This is a genomic window from Candidatus Krumholzibacteriia bacterium, assembly GCA_029865265.1.
Taxonomy (GTDB): domain Bacteria; phylum Krumholzibacteriota; class Krumholzibacteriia; order WVZY01; family JAKEHA01; genus JAKEHA01.
Genome location: JAOUHG010000010.1, coordinates 35,154 through 54,402, shown reverse-complemented (window position 1 = coordinate 54,402; position 19,249 = coordinate 35,154). Strand labels below are relative to the sequence as shown.

The 19,249-nt window shown below is 67.2% G+C and carries 18 protein-coding genes; all 18 read left to right on the top strand.

Features of this window, described 5'->3' with window-relative positions; translation table 11 throughout:
• Positions 1–45: 45 nt before the first annotated feature.
• The 18 genes from OEX18_06715 (at position 46) to OEX18_06630 (ending at position 19,194) form a co-directional block, all read left to right on the top strand.
• On the top strand, positions 46–969 hold the full coding sequence (locus tag OEX18_06715) for a hypothetical protein (GenBank protein ID MDH4336957.1): 924 nt from the start codon (positions 46–48) through the stop codon (positions 967–969).
• 4 nt (positions 970–973) lie between these two features.
• Entirely contained in the window at positions 974–2,242 is a 1,269-nt protein-coding gene (gene serS, locus OEX18_06710) for a serine--tRNA ligase (GenBank protein MDH4336956.1), read from the top strand.
• 4 nt (positions 2,243–2,246) lie between these two features.
• Positions 2,247–3,494 carry a HAMP domain-containing histidine kinase gene (locus OEX18_06705; GenBank protein ID MDH4336955.1) on the top strand — a complete coding sequence of 416 codons (1,248 nt, stop codon included), beginning with the start codon at positions 2,247–2,249 and terminating at the stop codon, positions 3,492–3,494.
• A 323-nt stretch (positions 3,495–3,817) separates the two neighbouring features.
• A complete protein-coding gene (locus OEX18_06700; GenBank protein MDH4336954.1) occupies positions 3,818–4,888 on the top strand; it encodes an HNH endonuclease in 1,071 nt (356 codons plus the stop codon).
• 60 nt (positions 4,889–4,948) lie between these two features.
• The gene (locus OEX18_06695) at positions 4,949–5,554 is read left to right on the top strand and encodes a hypothetical protein (GenBank protein MDH4336953.1); all 606 of its coding nucleotides are present in this window, start codon (positions 4,949–4,951) and stop codon (positions 5,552–5,554) included.
• A gap of 60 nt (positions 5,555–5,614) precedes the next feature.
• On the top strand, positions 5,615–7,159 hold the full coding sequence (locus OEX18_06690; protein MDH4336952.1) for a bifunctional response regulator/alkaline phosphatase family protein: 1,545 nt from the start codon (positions 5,615–5,617) through the stop codon (positions 7,157–7,159).
• A 15-nt stretch (positions 7,160–7,174) separates the two neighbouring features.
• On the top strand, positions 7,175–7,645 hold the full coding sequence (gene tsaE, locus OEX18_06685) for a tRNA (adenosine(37)-N6)-threonylcarbamoyltransferase complex ATPase subunit type 1 TsaE (GenBank protein MDH4336951.1): 471 nt from the start codon (positions 7,175–7,177) through the stop codon (positions 7,643–7,645).
• The gene (gene tsaB, locus OEX18_06680; GenBank protein ID MDH4336950.1) at positions 7,639–8,376 is read left to right on the top strand and encodes a tRNA (adenosine(37)-N6)-threonylcarbamoyltransferase complex dimerization subunit type 1 TsaB; all 738 of its coding nucleotides are present in this window, start codon (positions 7,639–7,641) and stop codon (positions 8,374–8,376) included. Before tsaE ends, tsaB begins: the two co-directional genes overlap by 7 nt.
• On the top strand, positions 8,369–8,827 hold the full coding sequence (gene rimI / locus OEX18_06675) for a ribosomal protein S18-alanine N-acetyltransferase (GenBank protein MDH4336949.1): 459 nt from the start codon (positions 8,369–8,371) through the stop codon (positions 8,825–8,827). The genes tsaB and rimI overlap by 8 nt, the downstream gene beginning before the upstream one ends.
• Complete coding sequence (locus tag OEX18_06670) at positions 8,824–9,555, top strand: hypothetical protein (protein MDH4336948.1); 732 nt, start codon at positions 8,824–8,826, stop codon at positions 9,553–9,555. The genes rimI and OEX18_06670 overlap by 4 nt, the downstream gene beginning before the upstream one ends.
• A 98-nt stretch (positions 9,556–9,653) precedes the next feature.
• A complete protein-coding gene (gene accD, locus OEX18_06665) occupies positions 9,654–10,553 on the top strand; it encodes an acetyl-CoA carboxylase, carboxyltransferase subunit beta (protein ID MDH4336947.1) in 900 nt (299 codons plus the stop codon).
• Positions 10,525–11,892, top strand: coding sequence for a Mur ligase family protein (locus OEX18_06660; protein MDH4336946.1), 1,368 nt, complete (start codon positions 10,525–10,527; stop codon positions 11,890–11,892). Before accD ends, OEX18_06660 begins: the two co-directional genes overlap by 29 nt.
• Positions 11,889–13,121, top strand: coding sequence for an ROK family protein (locus tag OEX18_06655; protein ID MDH4336945.1), 1,233 nt, complete (start codon positions 11,889–11,891; stop codon positions 13,119–13,121). Before OEX18_06660 ends, OEX18_06655 begins: the two co-directional genes overlap by 4 nt.
• Entirely contained in the window at positions 13,007–16,426 is a 3,420-nt protein-coding gene (locus OEX18_06650; GenBank protein ID MDH4336944.1) for a putative LPS assembly protein LptD, read from the top strand. Before OEX18_06655 ends, OEX18_06650 begins: the two co-directional genes overlap by 115 nt.
• Positions 16,427–16,560: 134 nt before the next feature.
• A complete protein-coding gene (locus OEX18_06645) occupies positions 16,561–16,854 on the top strand; it encodes an HU family DNA-binding protein (protein ID MDH4336943.1) in 294 nt (97 codons plus the stop codon).
• A 137-nt stretch (positions 16,855–16,991) separates the two neighbouring features.
• Positions 16,992–17,156, top strand: a complete 165-nt coding sequence (locus tag OEX18_06640) for a hypothetical protein (GenBank protein MDH4336942.1) — start codon at positions 16,992–16,994, stop codon at positions 17,154–17,156.
• 60 nt (positions 17,157–17,216) lie between these two features.
• Positions 17,217–18,425: a multiheme c-type cytochrome gene (locus OEX18_06635; protein ID MDH4336941.1), complete on the top strand. Its 1,209-nt coding sequence runs from the start codon at positions 17,217–17,219 to the stop codon at positions 18,423–18,425.
• A 52-nt stretch (positions 18,426–18,477) separates the two neighbouring features.
• A complete protein-coding gene (locus tag OEX18_06630) occupies positions 18,478–19,194 on the top strand; it encodes a hypothetical protein (protein ID MDH4336940.1) in 717 nt (238 codons plus the stop codon).
• The last annotated feature ends 55 nt before the right edge of the window (positions 19,195–19,249 follow it).

Genomic DNA, 19,249 nt, shown 5'->3' with positions numbered 1-19,249 from the left:
TCGGATTAACGCCGCGGTACACTCTTCCGGACGGACGGTTTCTGAGTGACGACGAAAACGACGTGTCGGATCGCAAGCGACGTCGATCTCCTGTCGCGCGTGCAGCTCGACGAAGTCGTACGACTGCTCGCGCTGCACGGCGCCAAGACCCCGGTTGAATTCGTCGCCTCGCAGGAATCCGAATCCCTCAAGAGATCCACCGCGCTGCCCGCTTCGCCGGAACGCCACGCCCTGCTGATGAATCAGCTCCTGTGCGGCGAGTCCGATGTTCTGGTTCTCGACGCCTCGGCGCTGCCCACGCACATGCCCTCGGGGCTCACCATCGGCGCGCTGACCACGCGCATCACGCCCTACGACGCGCTCATCTCCAACAACGGTTGCATTCTGGACGAACTGCACGAGAACGCCCTCCTGGCCGTTTGCTGCATGAGCCGCGAGGCACAGCTTCACTATTATCGGCCGGACCTGCGTATCGTGCGCGCGCAGGGCAGCGTGGATTCCATCCTGCAGAAGGTGCGGGACTCCCGCATCGATTGCGCGGTCATCGCCGCGGCCGACCTGGAGCGCCTCAACAAGCAGGAGTTCGTGACCGAGCTGCTCACCAACCAGGTGTGCATCCCGCCGGCGGGACAGGGGGCGCTGGCGGTTCTGGTTCGTTCCTCCGAGGAGCATTTCCGCGACGCGGTTCACGCCATCAACGATCCCTCCACCCACAGCATGCTGCGCGCGGAGTGGGCCTTCCTCGAGTACCTGGGCGTGGAGCCCAGCGCGCCGGTCGCGGTGCTGGGGAGCATCGAGGGCAAGGCGCTCGAGCTGGAGGGCATGCTGGCCTATCCCGACGGAAGCGAGAAGATCCAGTGCATGGTCAAGGGTTCGCTCGGCAACGAGGAAGACCTCGGCCGCACACTGGCCACCGAGATCCTCGACGCGGGCGGACGCGAGGTGATCGAGGAGTTCCGCCTCTCGTGATTCTGTGATCGACCGCCGTCTCATCCGTGAACACCCCGAGCGGCTCCGCGAGGGGATGCGCCGCCGCCACGCGAGCGTCGACGTGGAGCAACTGGTTGTGCTCGACGCGGAACACATCGCCAACCTGCAGCAATCCGAGGAACTCAAGCGCCAGCGCAACCTCGCCTCCGAGGACATCGGCCGCCGCAAGCAGGCGGGCGAGGACATCGCACCCCTGCACGCCGCCATGAAGGAGACCTCCGCGCGCATCAAGCAGCTGGAGGCGCGCAACAAGGAGATCGAGGAGACGCTCGACGCCATCCTCCTCACCATTCCCAACATCCCACACGAGAGCACGCCCGACGGCGCCGACGCCGCCGATAACGTGGTGGTGCGCACGGTGGGCAAGGCGGAGAAGCCCTTCGACGACGTGCTCGCGCACTGGGACATCGGCGAGAAGCTCGGCATCCTGGATCTCGAGGGCGGGCGCATCATCTCCGGGCGCGGCTTCATTGTGTTTCGCGGCGACGGCGCGCTCCTGTGCCGCGCACTCATCAATATGATGCTCGATATCCACGCCGAGCAGGGTTACGAGGAACTGCTGGTGCCGTACCTGGTGCACCGCGCCTCCATGACCGGCACCGGCCAGCTGCCCAAGTACGAGGAAGACATGTACCACTGCGGCGCGGACGACCTCTTCCTGGTTCCCACCGCCGAAGTGCCGGTGACCAACCTGCTGCGCGAGTCGGTGGTGGAGCGCGACCGGCTTCCCATCCGTTACACCGCGTACAGCCCGTGCTTCCGCCGCGAGGCGGGCAGCCATGGCGCCGACACGCGCGGCCTGTTGCGCGTGCACCAGTTCGACAAGGTGGAGATGGTGAAGTTCGTGCACCCGGACACCTCGTACGACGAGCTGGAGACGCTGGTCACCGACGCCACCGCGGTGCTGGACGCGCTGGAGCTGCCCTACCGCGTGCTCTCGCTGTGCGCGGGCGACCTGGGCTTCGCGGCCGCTCGGTGCTACGACCTGGAGACGTGGTCGCCGGGGGTGGGCAAGTGGCTGGAGGTGTCGTCGTGCAGCAACTTCGAGGACTTCCAGGCGCGGCGCGCGGGAATCCGCATCAAGAAGGCGGACACCGACAAACACAAGTTCGTGCACACCCTCAACGGCTCCGGCCTCGCGCTCCCGCGCGTGGTGGCGTCGCTGCTGGAAGTGCATCAGACACCGACGGGGCGCGTGCGCATTCCGGCGCGGCTCCGTCCCTACATGCGGGGCAGGGAGTACCTCGGCTGACGCCATGGCGTCCGCGCCCGCCGGCAACATTCGGTTCTGGCTGAAGGGATACCTCTTCATCGGCGTGGCCGTTCTCTTCCTGGCCATGCTCATCTACTCCAACCACCTCATCGCGCGCATGCGCGAGAACTCCGAGGCCACCAGCCGGCTGTTCTCGCGCTACCTGGAGAACGTCATCTTCGAGGTGGCCGACGACGGCAGCCTGGCCAACCTGCGCGCGGTGCTGCAGGAGAGCGACCTGCCCATCATCATCACCATCTTCGAGGGACGGCCCATCCTGTGGTCCGGCGTCCCGGTGGACGAGCGCACCGAGGAGGACTTCGAGATGCTGGCCAACATGGACGTGGACAACCCGCCCACGCCCAAGTTGCGCAGGCTGGTGGATCTGTATCGCGAGTACGACAAGCAGAACGCGCCCATTCCCATCCAGGTGGCGGGCGCGGGCGACGTGCCCACCGGCTGGGTGCACTACGGTCCCTCGCCCCTGCAGCGTGAGCTGCGCTACATGCCCTTCGTGCTGCTGGGCATCTTCCTGGTGTTCATGGCCGTCGCCATCCAGGGTCTGCGCTACCTGAAGCTCAGCGAGCAGCGTTCCATCTGGGTGGGGCTCGCCAAGGAGACCGCGCACCAGCTGGGCACGCCACTCTCCGCCATGCTGGGATGGGTGCAGGTGATCCGCGACCGCGCCAGCGAGAAGGGCTACGACGACATCCGCGGCTACGTGGACGAGATGGAAGTGGACCTGGGACGCCTCAACAAGGTGACGGAACGCTTCAGCAAGATCGGGGCGGCGCCGGAGCGCGCCAACATTCTCATCGAGTCTCCGCTGGCGCGCACGGTGGCGTACTTCGAGAAGCGGCTGCCCAGCCTGCGCGCGAACTCGGGCATCACGCTCACGTGCGAGCCCGGCCTGCGCGTGCTCGGCAACGAGGAACTGCTGGAGTGGGTGTTCGAGAACCTCATCAAGAATGCCGTCGACGCGCTGGGTGAGGCGGGGGGGACGATCGCCATCAACGCGCGCCGCGACGGATCCAACGTTGAAGTGCTGGTGCAGGATTCCGGGCGCGGCATCCCGGGCGCGCTCAAGGACCAGATCTTCCGCCCCGGTTTCAGCACCAAGCGCCGCGGCTGGGGCCTGGGTCTCGCGCTCACGCGCCGCATCGTGGAGGAGTACCACGCCGGGAGCATCAAGCTGGTGGAATCGCGCGCCGGCAAGGGCACCACCTTCTCGGTACGCCTGCCGGCGGCGTGAACGTTGCTTGCGCGCGGTCTTGGCCGGCGTTGAATGCAGCTGCGCCGTGTCGCCTGCCCTGCTAGAAAATCATTTCACACGAAGAAGTCTCTTGACGGCTTTTCGTGTGCACGTTCCTGCCCGCAACACACACGCCGCCGACATGTTCCAGGGCGCAATCTCCTGCCTGCTCGCACGGGCTTTCATGCGCTGAATGTTTTTCGCATTCATGGTCTGTGTTCTCGTTTCTCGCGCTTCGTGAGCGCGTCAAGAACACCCCTGTTATATTGCACACAACAGAAGTCTCCTCCCGACGATGACCCGAGCCACATGGAGGTTCTGCTGTGCATACCATTACGAATCATGATCCCGCCGCCGGGCTACGTGCCCTGAGCGATCGCGACCTCGCCGCATGCACCGAGCGGCTCGCCCGCGACGAACGCGCCGCCACCGTTCAACTGCTGCATCACCTGAATGAGATCTCACGCCGCAAGCTCTACCTCGAACTCGGCTTCAGCTCGCTGCACGACTACTGCACGCGCGGCCTGGAGTACTCGAGCCCGTCGGCCTGCCGGCGCATCCGCGCCGCGCGCTGCATCAAGGAGTTTTCGTCGGTGCTGCCCCTGCTGGAAAGCGGAGAGCTGGACCTGGGGACCATCGCCCTCATCGAGCCGGTCCTCACGGAAGACAACCACGGCGCCGTGGTCGCGCGGGTGCGCGGACGGACCTACCGGCAGGTAAGGCGCGTCGTGGCTGAGTACGGGGCGCCGCTGGCCATCCCGGAAGAGCGTATCGAACCCGTGCGGGCGCTGGTGACGCCATCGAACGTTGACCAGGTGCTGTTCGACCGGGAAATCGATCGCGCCATGCCGCATCCGTCCGGCCGCGCCAATGGGAGCTGGGTGGTGTCTGAGCAGAAGATGTTTGTGCAGTTCCTCGCGAGCGAGGAACTCATGCAGCAATATGAAGAGGCGAAGATGTTGCTCTCACACAGCCATCCTGATGCCGGCTTCGCCAAGGCGCTGGCGGTCTTGCTCAACGAGTTCATCGAGCGCCACAGTCCAGCCGCGCGTCAACGCCGCCGCGAGAAGAAACGTGCCGCTGCCGCAAGTGGCAAATCTCCGACCGTCGGCGCCGACGGCAGACATGAACGCAGTGACACATCACGCCATATCCCGGCGAGTACTCGTGATGAGGTCTTCACACGAGACGAAGGACAATGCACGTACGTGGGACCGGACAGCACGCGTTGCCAGGCACGGCACGGCCTGCAAATTGATCATGTGCGCCCGTGGGCCGCCGGGGGCACACACGACACGTCGAACCTTAGGCTTCTCTGTGCGGCCCACAACCGCCTCGCCGCCGAACACACCCTCGGCGAGCAGGTGATGCGGAGGTACTGGCCGCGCGCGTGACGCGGCCGTGGCGGCTGTGGTACAGTATCAGCGTCCCGAAATCCCGGAGGAGGTTCACCGATGCGTCTCCACCCCCGGCCGCAACCGATCCCCGTCCTCTACGCCTGCGCGTTCGCGTTCTCAGTTCTCCTGGCCGCCATCGCAAGCGACCCCGCCGCCGCGCAATCGTACGGCTACGTCACCGTCTACGCGGATGCGTCGGGGGCATCGTGCACCTTGCTCGACGACGCGCCGCGCACGTTCAACGTGTATGTGCTCCACGAAGACATGTATGGAATAGTCGGAGTCGATTTTCGGCTCGCGGCAAGCGATGGATTTGCCGGGACGTATGTCACCGAAGTCATTACGCCACCTTTCCTTGTCCTCGGAGACACGCAAGGCGGAATCAGCTTCGCGTATACGACTTGCTTCGTGGGCAGTGCCGTGCTCGCCACCGTGACGTATGCCGGGTCCGGAACATCGGCGCCGTGCAGCTATCTCCAGGTGGTTGCGCACCCGGACTACGTCCAGTGGGGCATTCTCGTGCAGAACTGCTATTTTGATTCATTTCCCGCGCCCACGCGTGGCCGCCTCTACGTGAACCCCGACGGTAGCTGCCCGCCGTGGTGCGTCGTCCCCACCCGGCAGACCACCTGGGGTGGCGTGAAGGCCCTGTACCGCGAATAGCGCCTCCGGCGGCCCTCCCGCGCTTGCTCCCCGCGCCCGCGGGCGCGTATACTCCCTGCAATGAACAAACGCATTCTGTGGGTTGACGACGAGATCGAACTCCTCAAGTCGCACGTCCTCTTTCTTCGCGACAAGGGCTACCAGGTCGAAACCGCCACCAACGGCGCCGACGCGCTCACCCTGGTGCGCGGGGGCAAGTTCGACATCATGCTGCTGGACGAGTCCATGCCCGGCCGCGGCGGGCTCGACACGCTGGTGGAGATCAAGGAGTCCGACCCGGGCCTGCCCGTGGTCATGATCACCAAGAACGAGGAAGAACGCCTCATGGACAACGCGTTCGGCCTCAAGATCGACGACTACCTCTTGAAGCCCGTCAGCCCGCTGCAGATCTACTCCGCGTGCAAGCGCATCCTCGACGCGCCGCGCATCCAGGAGGAGCGCTTCTCGCCCGACTACATCCGCGAGTTCGGCGAGATCGGCACCATGGTGCAGGAGAACACGTGGGACGCGTGGCTGCGCATCCACCGCCGCCTGTGCGCGTGGGACCGCGAGTTCGACCAGTACCGCCGCACCGGGCTGGAGTCCACCCACGATGACCAGCGCCTGCAGTGCGCGCAGCACTTCGGCCGTTTCGTGGAGGACAACTACCGCGACTGGGTGGCGTCGGAAAAGCGCCCCACCATGAGCCCGGACATCTTTCCCCGGTTCATCGCGCCGCACCTGCAGGCGGGGGAGAATGTGTTCTTTATTCTCATCGATTGCGTGCGCCTCGACCAGTGGATGGTCATCGAGGAGTTCCTGGGCGAGTCGTTCGACGTGAAGTGGGACTTCTACTGCTCCATCCTGCCCACCGCCACGCCGTATTCGCGCAACGCAATTTTCAGCGGCCTGTTCCCGGACGACATCGCGCGGCGCTTCCCGGACAAGTGGCTGGAGCGCAGCACCGAGGAGACCAGCAAGAACAAGTACGAGGCGTACTTCCTGGGCGAGCAGATGAAGCGCATGCGCATGGACGAGAGCAAGCTGCGCTACGTCAAGATCTTCACCGCCGCCGAGGCCGCCGAGACGCGCAAGAAGGTGGCGAGCCTCATGAACTCGCAGTTCGTGGCGCTGGTGTTCAACTTCGTCGACATCCTCACCCACGGCCGCAACCAGTCGGAGATCCTGCAGCAGCTGCTGCCGGACGAGGCGGCGTTCCGCTCCCTCATGCGCTCGTGGTTCTCGCACTCGGTGCTGCGCGAAATCCTCACCGACCTCGCGCGCGCCGGCATCAAGGTGGTGCTCACCACCGACCACGGCTCCATTCTCGGGCGCAAGGCGAGCCTGGTGTACGGCCGCCGCGACACGTCCACCAACCTGCGCTACAAGTACGGCGACAACCTCAAGTGCGACGAGCGCCAGGCCATCATGACGCGCAGGCCCGGCGAGTTCCGCTTGCCGTCGGAGTCGCGCACCAAGTCCTACGTGTTCGCCAAGGAGTACTACTACTTCGTCTACCCCACCAACTTCCGCGACTACGAGAAGGCGTACGAAGGAAGTTTTCAGCACGGCGGCGTGTCGCTCGAGGAAATGGTCCTGCCCTGCCTCACGCTGACCCCGCGCTGACCGCCGCGCGTCACCATGCGGCGAACCACCCTGTATACGCTGCGCACCCGGACGGACGGCGAGACCGAACGCTTCGGCGCCGCCCTCGGTGAGCGCATCCGCCGCGGCCTCGCGGTGTGCATCAGCGGCCCGCTGGGCGCGGGCAAGACGGTGCTGGTGCGCGGCGTGTGCCGCGGCCTGGGTGTGGAAGGGCCGGTGGTGAGTCCCACCTTCATTCTGATGGAGATGCTGGAAGGACGCCTCTCCATCGCGCACGTGGACCTCTACCGCCTCGAGCACGAGCGCGAGCTGGAGGAGATCGGCGTGTTCGACCTGGCCGACGACGACACCACCGTGGTGCTGGCGGAATGGGGCGAGCGCTCGCCGGCGCTGCTGGCGGCCGCCGACGTGGAGATCCGCATCCAGCCGGATGGCGAGCAGGTGCGCGTCATCACGGTGGCCGCCACCGCGCAGGCGGCGGAACAGATCGGCGGCATCCCATGGTAACGCTGGCCGTCGACACCTCACACCCCACCGGGGCGGTATCGCTGGCGCGCGACGGCGCCCACCTGGGCACGGAGCGCTTTGCGCGGCCGTCCTCACACCTGGTGGCGCTGGCGCACGCGGTGGAAAAGCTGCTCGCGGATGCCTCGCTCACGCCGCGTGACGTGGCGCGGGTGGCGGTGGTGGTGGGGCCGGGCAGTTTCACCGGGCTTCGCATTGGGTTGTCTTTCGCGAAGGGGCTGCACGCCGCGGGCGGGGCGGACATCGTTCCCATCGACTCGCTGCGCCTGCTGGCGCTTCCACTGCTGGAATCGCACGGGTGCGTGTGCGCCATGATCGACGCGCGCCGCGGCGAGGTGTACGCCGCGGTGTACGAACGCGCGGCGGGAACGGAACACAGGGAAGACGCCGCCGCCACCCGCGTGGTGGTGGCCCCGTGCGCACTCGCGCCGTCCGCGTTCTTCGACGCACTCACCGTTGCACCGGACGCATTCGTCGGCAGCGGTACGGTGGCGGCACGCGCGGAGATCGCCGCTCGTTTTCCCGGCGCCGTGTTTGCCCCCGACTCCGGCAACCTCCCCGACACGGCGTTTCTCGCCGGTATCGCGCCGGCCATGCCCGCGCTGGTCGAGGCGGCGGTGCGCCGGCTCGAGCCGCTCTACGTGCGGCCCAGCGGGGCGGAACGCGTGCGCCTGCGCCGGCACGGCCGCGACGGTGGTGGCGACCGTGGGTGAACTGGTCATCGAGCCGCTCTCGCTCGCGCACATCCCGCACGTGCTGGAAATCGAACGCCGCCTGTTTCCCGCGCCGTGGACCGAGGGAATGTTCCTGCAGGAGGTGGAGGAGAAGTGGCTGTCGCGCTCCTTCGCCGGCCTCGTGGACGGCGCGGTGGTGGCGTATGTGGTGGCGTGGCTGATGCGCGACGAGGTCCACGTTCTCAACCTGGCGGTGGTGCCGGAGTTTCAGCGGCGCGGATTCGCGCGGCGGCTGCTGGTGCACGTGCTGGACCTGGCGCGGGCGGCCAACTGCCGCATGGTCACCCTGGAGGTGCGTGTGAGCAACACGCCTGCCAAGCTGCTCTATCACTCCATGGGCTTCGCACCGGTTGGGATCCGCCGCCGTTACTACCACGACAACAACGAAGACGCGCTGGTGATGACGTTGCGCCTGGAGCCGGCGTCGTGAGCGCCCGCCGCCTGGCGGTCATCGCGGGCAGCGGCATGGCGCCGCTGGCGGAGATCATGGCGTCCCCGGTGGTGACGCCCTTTGCCGACATCGAAGGCGTGGGTGAATGCACCGTCGACGGGCACGCGGGGGAGGTGCGCGAGGGAAGCGTGGGCGGCCGCGCGTGCCTGCTGGTGCTCGGCCGCCGTCACGGCTACGAAGGCGCCTTTGGCGCCGTGGACGCCCTGGTGGCGCACCTCGCCGCGCGCGGTGCCACCGACCTGCTGGTCACCTCCGCGGCCGGCGCGCTCACCACCACCCTGCATCCCGGGGACCTCATGGTCTTTCACGACCTGGTCGACCGCCAGAATCGCCCGGGGTTCGCGGGTCCGGTCGCCCGGCCGCGGCTGGACGCGGACCTCACCGCCGCCGTCGAACGCGCCGCGCGCGCGGCCGGTGTTGCACTCCACCGCGGTACCGGTGTTTGCGGACTGGGGCCGGCGTACGAAACCGTGGCCGAGGTGGGCTCGCTGCAACTGGCATCCGGCGATGTGGCCACCATGTCCGGCGCCCCGGAAATCGCGGCGGCCACCGGCCGGGGCCTGCGGGTGGCCGCCGTGGCGCTGGTCACCAACCCGTGCACCGGGGTGGCGTCGGCCACGCCCAGCCACGCCGAGGTGCTGCGGGTGGGGCGCGAAGCCAGCGCCGGGCTGGCCCGGCTTATGTTGCAACTACTTGCGGAATTGTAAGTTAAGCCACATAAGGGGGGTCCGGCGGTGTTTGCGGTTGTCGGCCGGTAAGACCGCCTTTATAGTGTGTTCGTACCCAGCAGGGAGGAGCGGTATCGGTGTCGTGGTTCCGTAGGGAAAAGCGGGGCGTCCAGCCCATCCAGAAGAAGGCAGTTCCGGACGGGCTCTGGAAGAAATGCGACCTGTGCGGCGAGATCCTCTATGTGAAGGAGCTCGAGAAGCGGTTGTGGACGTGCTCGTCGTGCGGCAACCACTTCATGATCTCCACCCAGCAGTACATCGAGATCCTCGCCGATCCCGGCTCGTTCCGTGAGACCCACCAGGGTCTCGTCTCCGGCGATCCCCTCCAGTTCAAGGACCTCAAGAAGTACAAGGACCGCATCAAGGAGTACGCGGAGAAGACCGGCGTCGAGGACGCCCTGGTGACCGGTTTTGCCACCATCGGCGGGCGCGAAGTGGTGCTCGCCATCATGGATTTCACCTACATGGGTGGCAGCATGGGTTCGGTGGTGGGGGAGAAGTTCGCCCGCGCCACCCAGGATGCCATCCTGCGGCGCCGCGCGCTCATCTGCGTGGCGCGTTCCGGCGGCGCGCGCATGCAGGAGTCCGTGTACTCGCTCATGCAGATGGCCAAGACGGCCGCCATGCTGGCGCGGCTGTCGGAGGAAGGGCTGCCCTTCATCTCCATCCTGACCAACCCGACCACCGGCGGCGTCACCGCCAGTTTCGCGAGCCTCGGCGACCTCATCATCGCCGAGCCCAAGGCGCTCATTGGCTTTGCCGGGCCGAGAGTCATCCAGCAGACCATCCGGCAGGACCTCCCCGAAGGATTCCAGCGGAGCGAATTCCTGCTCGCGCACGGCATGATCGACATGATCGTCCCGCGCGACGAGTTGCGTGCCACCGTCGAGACGGTGCTCGACTTCACCGGCGCGGGTGCCGCTTCCGTTTCGGACCAGGACGTGAAGGATGACTCGCAGTCGCCGGCCGTTTCCTGACCTGCGCGACCCCTTACCCCCTGCTCTCCAGTTCGTTCTCGGCCTGTCGCCCTCCGCGATGACACTGGGGCTCGGGAACATCCAGGCGCTGATGGAGCGCCTGGGACACCCCGAACGCGCCTTCCGCGCCGTGCTGGTGGCCGGCACCAACGGCAAGGGATCGGTGACGACCCTGCTCGAATCGCTGCTGCGTGCGCGCGGCCTGCGCACGGGCCGTTACACCTCACCGCACGTGTTCAGCGTGGCCGAGCGCATCGCCATCGGCGGCGAGTCCGCCACCATTGACGAGATGGAGGCGGCCGCGGCGCGCATCGTGCCGTTGCGCGACGAGATCCCCTACAGCTACTTCGAGGCCCTCACCGCCATCGCGTTCCTGCTCTTTGCCGGGCGCGGGGTGGAGATGGCCGTGCTCGAAGTGGGGCTGGGCGGTCGCTTCGACGCCACCAACGTGGTGGATCCCGCCCTTTCCATTGTCACCAGCATCTCGCTGGACCATCGCCGCATCCTCGGCGACACCGAGCAGGAGATCCTGCGCGAGAAGCTCGGCGTGGCGCGCCCGGGCACGCCGCTGCTGGTGGGCGACCTGCCCGCGGCATTGCGCGCCATCGTGGACGAACGCGGCGCGCGCGAGGGATTTCCTGTGCTCGGGCCCGGCGACCTGGGAAGCGCGACGGTGGTGGAACCCCTGTTCGACGGCTCATGGGTGACGCTGCGCACCCCGGCCGCGGACTACGGCCGCGTGCGGCTGCCCTTTGGCGGCGCGCACCAGGCCGTGAATGCGCTGCTGGCGGTGGGGGCCGCGGAGAAGCTGGCGGCACCGCTGACGGGGGTGGGCGAAGCGCTCGCGGGCGCGTTCATCCCCGGCCGCTTTCAGCGCGTGGATCGCCACGGCCGCACCTTCGTGATCGACGTGGCCCACAACGACGCCGCCATCCTCGCCACCGCGCAGCACGTGGCGGCCTACCGCCGCCGCGAGGACTGCGCGCTGGTCTTCGGCCTGCTGCGCCGCAAGGAACTGTTCCGGGCCCCGCGGGGGCTGCTGGACGCCTTCGGCCGCATCTGCCTGGTGGACCCCGGGCTGGAGCCCGGCAGCTCCGACGTGGCGCACGCGCCGCACGAATTGCTAGCGTCGTACTTCGCTCCGTACTTGCCGAATGCGGCGGCCGCCGTCATGCTGTGGAATCGCGCCGACGAGCGGGACGATCCGCTCGTGCGGCTGCTGCGCTGGCTCGACGACCCGCGCACGCCGGTGACGACCGTGGTCGTCATGGGGTCGCACCGGGTGGTCGAGGAAGTCGGAAAGAGAATGTTCACCGCGGATGGCACGATCGGAACGTGAGCACGCTTCTCGGCGTTGATATCGGTGGGACCAACATCAAGATCGCGGCAGTCTCTCCGGGCGGCCGTGTGCTGGCGCGCGGGCTGATCGACACGCCCGCCGACGAGGGCCCGGCGCGGGCCTTTCGCGCCATCCACGCGGCGGCACGGACCCTGGCCGGAACCACCGGTGTGGCGGCGGTCGGGATCGGCTGCGCGGGCCTGATCGACGCCAGGCGTGGGGTTCTGCGCGAGTCTCCCAACCTGCCCGCTTGGGCGGGCGCGCCGCTGGCAGCGCTGGCGCGGCGGTACTTCTCGGTGCCGGTGACGCTGGAGAACGATGCGACGAGCGCCGCCTTCGGCGAATCGTTCGTGCGCGGCGCACGCGGGAAGAACCTGGTGGCCATCACGCTTGGCACCGGGGTGGGGGGCGGCATCGTGGTGGATGGAAGCATCGTGCGCGGCGTGTCCGGTTTCGGCGGAGAGATCGGACACATGACCGTCGACCCCAACGGACCCCGGTGCCGTTGCGGCTCGCGCGGGTGCCTGGAAGCGTACGCCGGCTCGTACGGGATCGTTGCCGCGGCGCGGCGCGCGGCGCGCGCACGCGCCGGCGTGCGGCGGCCACCGGCCACGGCGCGCGCGGTTCTGGATGCCGCGCGGGCGGGGGACGCGGTGTGCAAGCGAGCGGTGCGGGACGTGGGCGAGCACCTCGGGATCGCGGTGGCGTCCGTCCTCGACGTGCTCAACCCGTCGGTGGTGGTCCTGGCCGGTGGTATCGCGGCGGCGTTCGACCTGCTCGAGCCGCACCTGAAGCGCGCCGTCGCCGCCCACGCCTTCGCGCAGACCGCGGCCGACGCCGCCATCGAGCGCTCGCGGCTGGGCAACGACGCCGCCGTGGTGGGCGTGGCGCTGCTCGCCGCGGGCCGCGTGCGCACACGCCGCAGGAGATCCGGCAGTCGCCCCGCCTGGGACGACATCCGATGCCGACGAGACCCGTTGACCTCCGATCACGCCTCCGCTACGTGGCCCTGTGCGCCGCCGCGGTTCTCGCCGCGCAGGCCGCCGCCGACCGGGGGGCCGCGCAACAGACCGGCGAGGCGGACTACTTCGACGTCAACGCCGACCGCAGCACGCTGCGCAGCACCGGCGGCGAAACCATCCTGGAACTCATCGACAACGTGGTCGTCGTGCACGGCGACGTCACCCTCAACGCAGACCACGGCCTGTCCTATTCGATCCAGCGCCTGACCCTCCTCGACGGCAACGTGAAGGTGCTGCAGGGCGACATGACCATGACCGGCTCGGAAGGCGAGTACCGGCAGAACGAGGACCTCGCCATCCTGCGCAAGAACGTGCGCATCGTGGACCCGGGCTGGGTGATCACCTGCGACGAGGCGCGCTACTCGCGCACCACCGGGCAGGCGTGGCTGGTCGGCAACGTGGTGGCGCGCGACTCCACCTCCGTGCTCAAGACCGACCGGCTGCTCTACGAGCGCGGCGTGGGGCGGGCAGAGGCGTTTGGCAACGTCGAACTGACCAGCGAGAACCAGGGCATCGTGGTGCGCGGCCGCCACGGGGTCTACCACCGCAACCGCGGCGAGGGTGTGATCGACCGCGACCCCGTGCTGATCTCCGGGCCCAACGACCCCGAGCCGGTGAACGTGGTGGCCGACACCATGCGCGTGTTTCCGGACAGCTCGCGCGCCACCGCCTACTACCGGGTTCGCATCATCAAGGGCAACACCGTGACCCAGTGCGACTCGGCCATGGTGTTCGACGACCTCAAGCGCATCGAGCTGTACGGCAACCCCATCGCGCGCCAGGCCAACACCACCATGCGCGGGGAGCGCATGATCGCGTACTACAACGAAAACGAGATCTACCAGGTGGACGTCGAGGGCAAGGCGGAGATCGTGGAGGCGGCCACCGACTCCATGACCATCAACCGCGACAGCCGCATCCGCGGCAATGCGATGACGCTCTACATGCAGGGCAGCGGGGTGGACTCGCTGCGCGTGCGCGGTGACGCGTCGTCGGAGTACTTCCCCGACAACCCGCGCAAGATCGAGAGCAATTCCGTGCGCGGCCAGCAGATGTTCTTCCGTTTCGGCGAGCGCGCCATAGACTACGTAGACGTGGCCGGAAACGCGGACGGCGTGTATCGCTACGTCGATCTGGCGTTCAACGAAACCGCGGACAGCCTGCGCGCCGCCGAAGACACGCTGCTCACCTACGTGGACTTCACCAAGCGCGGCGACGAAGTGGCCTACGCCGCCGATCACGTGCAGTACTACTCCGAGAAGAAGCAGCTGGTGCTGCACGACGGCGCACGCGTGCGCTATCGCAACAGCGAGCTTTCCGGCGAGACCATCACCTATTACTACGACCTGCAGATCCTGGACGCCGACGGCAGCCCGGTGCTCACCGAGACCGGCCAGAAGCTGCTGGGCCAGCGCATGGGCTACGACATGGATTCCGAGACCGGCCTGGTGACATCCGGGTCCACGAAGTACGAGCAGGGGTACTACAGCGGCGAGAACATGGCCAAGGTGGGCGAAAACGAGATGAAGGTGTGGAACTCGTACTACACCACCTGCGATCTCGCCAGGCCACACTTCCACTTCTCGGCGCGCACCATGAAGGTCTACCCCGACGACAAGGTGTTCACCGGGCCCATCTGGCTGCACATCGGGGATACGCCGGTCTTCGTGCTGCCCTTCATGGCCAACAGCATCAGCCGCGGGCGCAAGTCCGGCTTTCTGCGGCCCGACATCGAGTTCGGCGTCACCGGCTCGTCGGGGCGCTTCATCCGCAACATCGGCTACTACTGGGCCACCAACGACTACACCGATTTCACCTTCGTCACCGACTTCAACGAGGATCGCTCGTGGCGCATGCATGTCCAGAACCGGTATGCGCTGCGCTACCGCTTTCGCGGCGGCTTGAACTTTTCGTACTACAAGGATCTGCAGGACCAGAGCACGGAGTGGACCTTCGACGGCTCGCACAATCAGAACCTGGGACAGCGCTTCACCCTCGACGCGCAGTTGCGTTTCGTTTCCAGCGACGAGGCGCCGCAGAGTATCAATACCATCGACAACGTGCAGCGCTACATCGATCGCTCCATCCGCTCCACGGTGAGCGTGCGCAAGAGCTGGGACACGGTGGGTTTCAGCGCCTCGGCCAGCCGCACCCAGAACCTCAACATCACCGACCCGCGCGCCGTCGTGCTGGACATGACCCTGCCCGACATCTCGGTGTCGATTCCGTCGCGCAACCTGTGGTTCGGGTCCAACTCCGGCACGGCGGAGGGATTCTGGGAGAGCCTGCTCAAGAACACGCGCTACTCGCCGGCGGTGTCCGCCAACCGCCGCGTGAACGAGAGGCTCTTCGAAACCACCGACGTGACCTCCGGCCGCGCCGCGCTCAACTTTTCCAGTCCGCAGCGGGTCCGCTTCGTCACGCTGTCACCCACCCTGGGCATGAACTTCGCCACCACGCGCACCGACTACCAGCGCGAGGCGCACGACGAGTACCGGACCATCGGCGGGGTCATCGACACCCTCTCGGTTGCCGCGCTGGACTCGCTCACCACCAACAACGAGTTCAACTGGAGCCTGGGTGCCAACGCCAACACCAACTTCTTCGGCACCTTCTACCCGCGCATCGGCCGGCTGCGCGGCATCCGCCACACGCTCACGCCGTCGGCGTCGTACAACTACACGCCCCCGCGCAACGAGCGGCCCCGCCAACAGTCGGTGGCGCTGGGTCTGCGCAACTCCATCGACATCAAGATCGCCCGCCCGGACACGTCGTCGAGCGGCGAAGAGGAGATGCAGAAGCTCTCGGGCGTGGTGATCTGGAACCTGGGCACGCGTTACACGCCGGACCTTCCGCAGAACCGCGCCTGGTCGAACATCAGCAGCACGTTCAACACGGTGATCGCGGGCGCCAACATCTCGCTCAACCACACCGTCGATCCGTACAACTTCGACATCCTCAACACCAGCGCCACCGCCGGTTTCGCCATCCGCGGCTCGCACCCCTTCGGGCGCTCGTCGGTGGTGGAGGTGAAGGAACTCAACGTGGTGGCGGCTGCCGACAGCGCCGATACCACCCGCACCTCACCCAGCGAATTCGCCGCCGGGGGTGTCCAGTTCAGCCAGACCGGGGAGTTCGGCGAGGAGCGGCCCATGGGTGGGGAACTGGGGCTCAAGGAGGGCCGCCAGCCGTGGAGCCTCTCCCTCGGGTTCAGTTACAGCAAGGGCGCCAACGGCATCGCCAGTTCGACCATGCGCGTGGGCTGGGACATCAAACTCACCGAAAACTGGCGCATCGACTACTCCACCATCTACGACGTGGAGCGGCTGCAGCTCAACGGCCAGAACTTCGGCATCACCCGCGACCTGCACTGCTGGGCCATCAGCTTCTCCCGCCAGCAGCTCGGTGACGAATGGCAGTACTACTTCAGAATCGCGCTGAAGGCGCACCCGGATCTCTATGGCGAATCGGGCGATCGGGGCGTCGGCAGCGGGCTGATCGGCCAGTTCTGATCCGCACCCGCCGGGGCACGCGCGTGACCGGACCGGAAACGGGCCGTCGCCACGCCAAGAACCCCGGAATAAGTGTTGACACGTTTTTTTGTGGGTCGATAGAGTCCGCATGAGAACGGGAAGGAGGTGACTCTATGAACAAAACCGAGCTGATCGAACGCGTAGCGCAGAAGACCGGGCTTACGATGAAGGACGCCAAGAGCGTCGTCGATGCGATTTTCAGCACCACTCCCAAGAACGGCATCATCGCCAACGAGCTCAAGTCGGGTCGCAAGGTCCAGATCACGGGCTTCGGAACGTTCCAGATCCGCAGGCGGAAGAAGCGGGAAGGACGGAATCCGCAGACGGGCGCGACCATTGAGATTCCGGCGACCAAGTTCCCGGCATTCTCAGCGGGCCGTGCATTGAAGGACCGCGTCAAGGTGTAAGGGGACCGTTTACGGTCTATTCCTGGCAGGCGGAGCGCCCGGCGCCCCGCCTGCTCTTTTTCTGCCGCGGCAACCCTCCCAACTTAATTCCCTGCAATCAGTTGCGATTGCGCATGCCGGCGTGATATATTTGTGGCATGAGTACCCATCCGATGTCCCACGGGCGCTACACGCTGGTCGCGGTGCTTCTCGCCGCCGTGTTCGGGTCCGCGCAGTCGCCGCCACCGGCGGCGCCGCCGGAGCCGGACGCGCGCTTGATCTACGAGAGCGACACGCGCGCGTACTACCGCCCCTGTGGGTGACACGCCACCGCCTCTGGCGGTCTCGCCCGGCGGGCGAGGTTGTACAAGGATCTGAGGGCCATGCCGGCGCCGGTCGTGGTGTGCACGGCGGGGGACTTCTATGGCACCGCCGACGTGTTCAACGAGGCCAAGTCGCACTTCGTGGCCAGGATGATGGAGGTGCTGGGCTACGACGCGGTGGGTATCGGCGAGATGGATCTCAACTTCGGGCTGGCCGCCCTGGTCAAGGACGCCCGCAGCTACCACCTGCCGGTGGTGTGCGCCAACCTGGTGGCGCGGGGGGATTCGCTGCGGGTTCGAACCGGCGGGCGGGCGGACAAGACCGCCGACAAGCGGGGGACCGCATTTCCCCCCTACGTCATCGTCGAGCGCGCGGGAACGCGCTTTGGATTCCTGGGCTTGCTCTCCCCGGCCACCCGCGCGGCGCGCGGGGTGGGAGAGGCGCCGAAGCAGGTGGAGAGCCTCACCTACGTCATCGAGGATCCGGCGGATGCCGCCCGCGCCGTGGTTCCGGAACTGCGGGCGGCCTGCGACATCCTGGTCGTTCTCGCGCACATGTCGCAGGATGAGGCGGCAGCGCTGGCCGAAGCGGTGGACGGCATCGACTTCATGGTGCTGGGGCACGACCCGCAGGGCCGCCCCCTGGGAGAGCCGGTGATGGTGGGGAAGACGGCGCTGGTGCGCGCCACCTACCAGGGGATGCACATTGGCGAACTGGGCATCCAGCTCTCCGGCGGCAAGATGGAGGGCTACCGCAACCGCGTCTATCCGCTGATCGCATCGTTCCCGGATGACCCGGAGATGGCGAAGCTGCTCGACGCGTTCGACGCGGAGAACCGCGAGAGCCAGAAGGAACTCTACGCGCGGGAACAGCTGAAGCGCGCCGACGACGTGCCGGGTGGTAACCGCTACCTGGGCGTGGCGGCCTGCCAGTCGTGCCACCTCGAGGAGTTCGAGGTCTACATGGGCACGGCGCACGCGCGCGCCTACGTCACCCTCTCGTCGCAGTTCGTGCATCGCGACACCAACTGCGTGGGTTGCCACGTGACCGGTTATGGAGATGCCGGCGGCTTCTCCGGGGTTCGTGCGCGCGGCGCGCTGGTCGACCTGGTCGACGTGCAGTGCGAGGCGTGCCACGGGCCCGGCAGCGAGCACACGCGCGACGGCAACTACGCCGGCCGCGCGGTGGAGAGTTGTGTCAAATGCCACACGGAGACCGATGATCCGGATTTCGATTTCGACACCGACTGGCCCAGGGTGGCGCACTAGCCGCGCCGCCCTCGTCACCGCCACCCTCCTTCTCTGTGCGGCCGCGCCCCCGGTGCGGGCCGACTCGCCGGGATCGCTCCTCCTGCCGGGCATCGATATCCGCGACGTGGACTTCACCGTCGGCCGCTGGTGCCGTTACGTGGTGATCGACGAGGCCATGGGGCAGACCGACTCGAGCGAGGTGTACCTGGCCGTCGTGGCCCGCGAAAAGGGCCAGGATGCCTGGTGGCTGGAGATCGAGGCCGGCCCCGCCCGGAGCCCGGCCGGGGACCGGGACGTCGCCCGTTTCCTGGTTTCCGGGGCCGTGCGCACCATGACCCCCGGGGACTCCCTTTACCAGTACGTCAGCCGGCTTTATATTAAACGAGGCCGTGCCCCGGTCGAGCAGGGTGATCCCCGCAACCTGACACGGCTCACGATCGTAAACCCCACCTCCGAAAACGACTGGCTCATTACGCCCGATGTCGTGATTTCAACCCCCGCCGGTGAGATTGCCGGCGACATGCGGCAGTTCGAGAAGGTCGTTGCCCGCGAGATTCCCGCGGGAAACGTGAAGCTGATGCAGCGCAATGTGGACCGGGTCAAGGTGTGGCGATCCCCGGATGTGCCCGTCTTTCACCTGGCGCGCTGCGAAATCGAACGCGTGCGCGAGACCCGCACCGTCCCCGCGGTGAAGGGAATCCCGGAAACGGGGCCGCGCGAGTCCCGGACGACCAGCGTGCTCGTCGCCTTCGGCGACGGTGCAAGGCCGCTGCTCCCGTCCCCCTGAACGAGGCGCCTGCCGCCGCGTCGCCCCCCCCGGCGATGCCCGGCCAGGCGGAAAG

Excerpts from the sequence above, each read along its gene's own strand:
- OEX18_06660 (MDH4336946.1), top strand. The coding sequence starts at position 10,525 with ATGACTCGCAGTCGCCGGCCGTTTCCTGACCTGCGCGACCCCTTACCC.
- OEX18_06690 (MDH4336952.1), top strand. The coding sequence starts at position 5,615 with ATGAACAAACGCATTCTGTGGGTTGACGACGAGATCGAACTCCTCAAG.
- OEX18_06705 (MDH4336955.1), top strand. The coding sequence starts at position 2,247 with ATGGCGTCCGCGCCCGCCGGCAACATTCGGTTCTGGCTGAAGGGATAC.
- tsaB (MDH4336950.1), top strand. The coding sequence starts at position 7,639 with ATGGTAACGCTGGCCGTCGACACCTCACACCCCACCGGGGCGGTATCG.
- OEX18_06640 (MDH4336942.1), top strand. The coding sequence starts at position 16,992 with ATGAGTACCCATCCGATGTCCCACGGGCGCTACACGCTGGTCGCGGTG.
- OEX18_06695 (MDH4336953.1), top strand. The coding sequence starts at position 4,949 with ATGCGTCTCCACCCCCGGCCGCAACCGATCCCCGTCCTCTACGCCTGC.
- OEX18_06645 (MDH4336943.1), top strand. The coding sequence starts at position 16,561 with ATGAACAAAACCGAGCTGATCGAACGCGTAGCGCAGAAGACCGGGCTT.
- OEX18_06635 (MDH4336941.1), top strand. The coding sequence starts at position 17,217 with ATGCCGGCGCCGGTCGTGGTGTGCACGGCGGGGGACTTCTATGGCACC.
- tsaE (MDH4336951.1), top strand. The coding sequence starts at position 7,175 with ATGCGGCGAACCACCCTGTATACGCTGCGCACCCGGACGGACGGCGAG.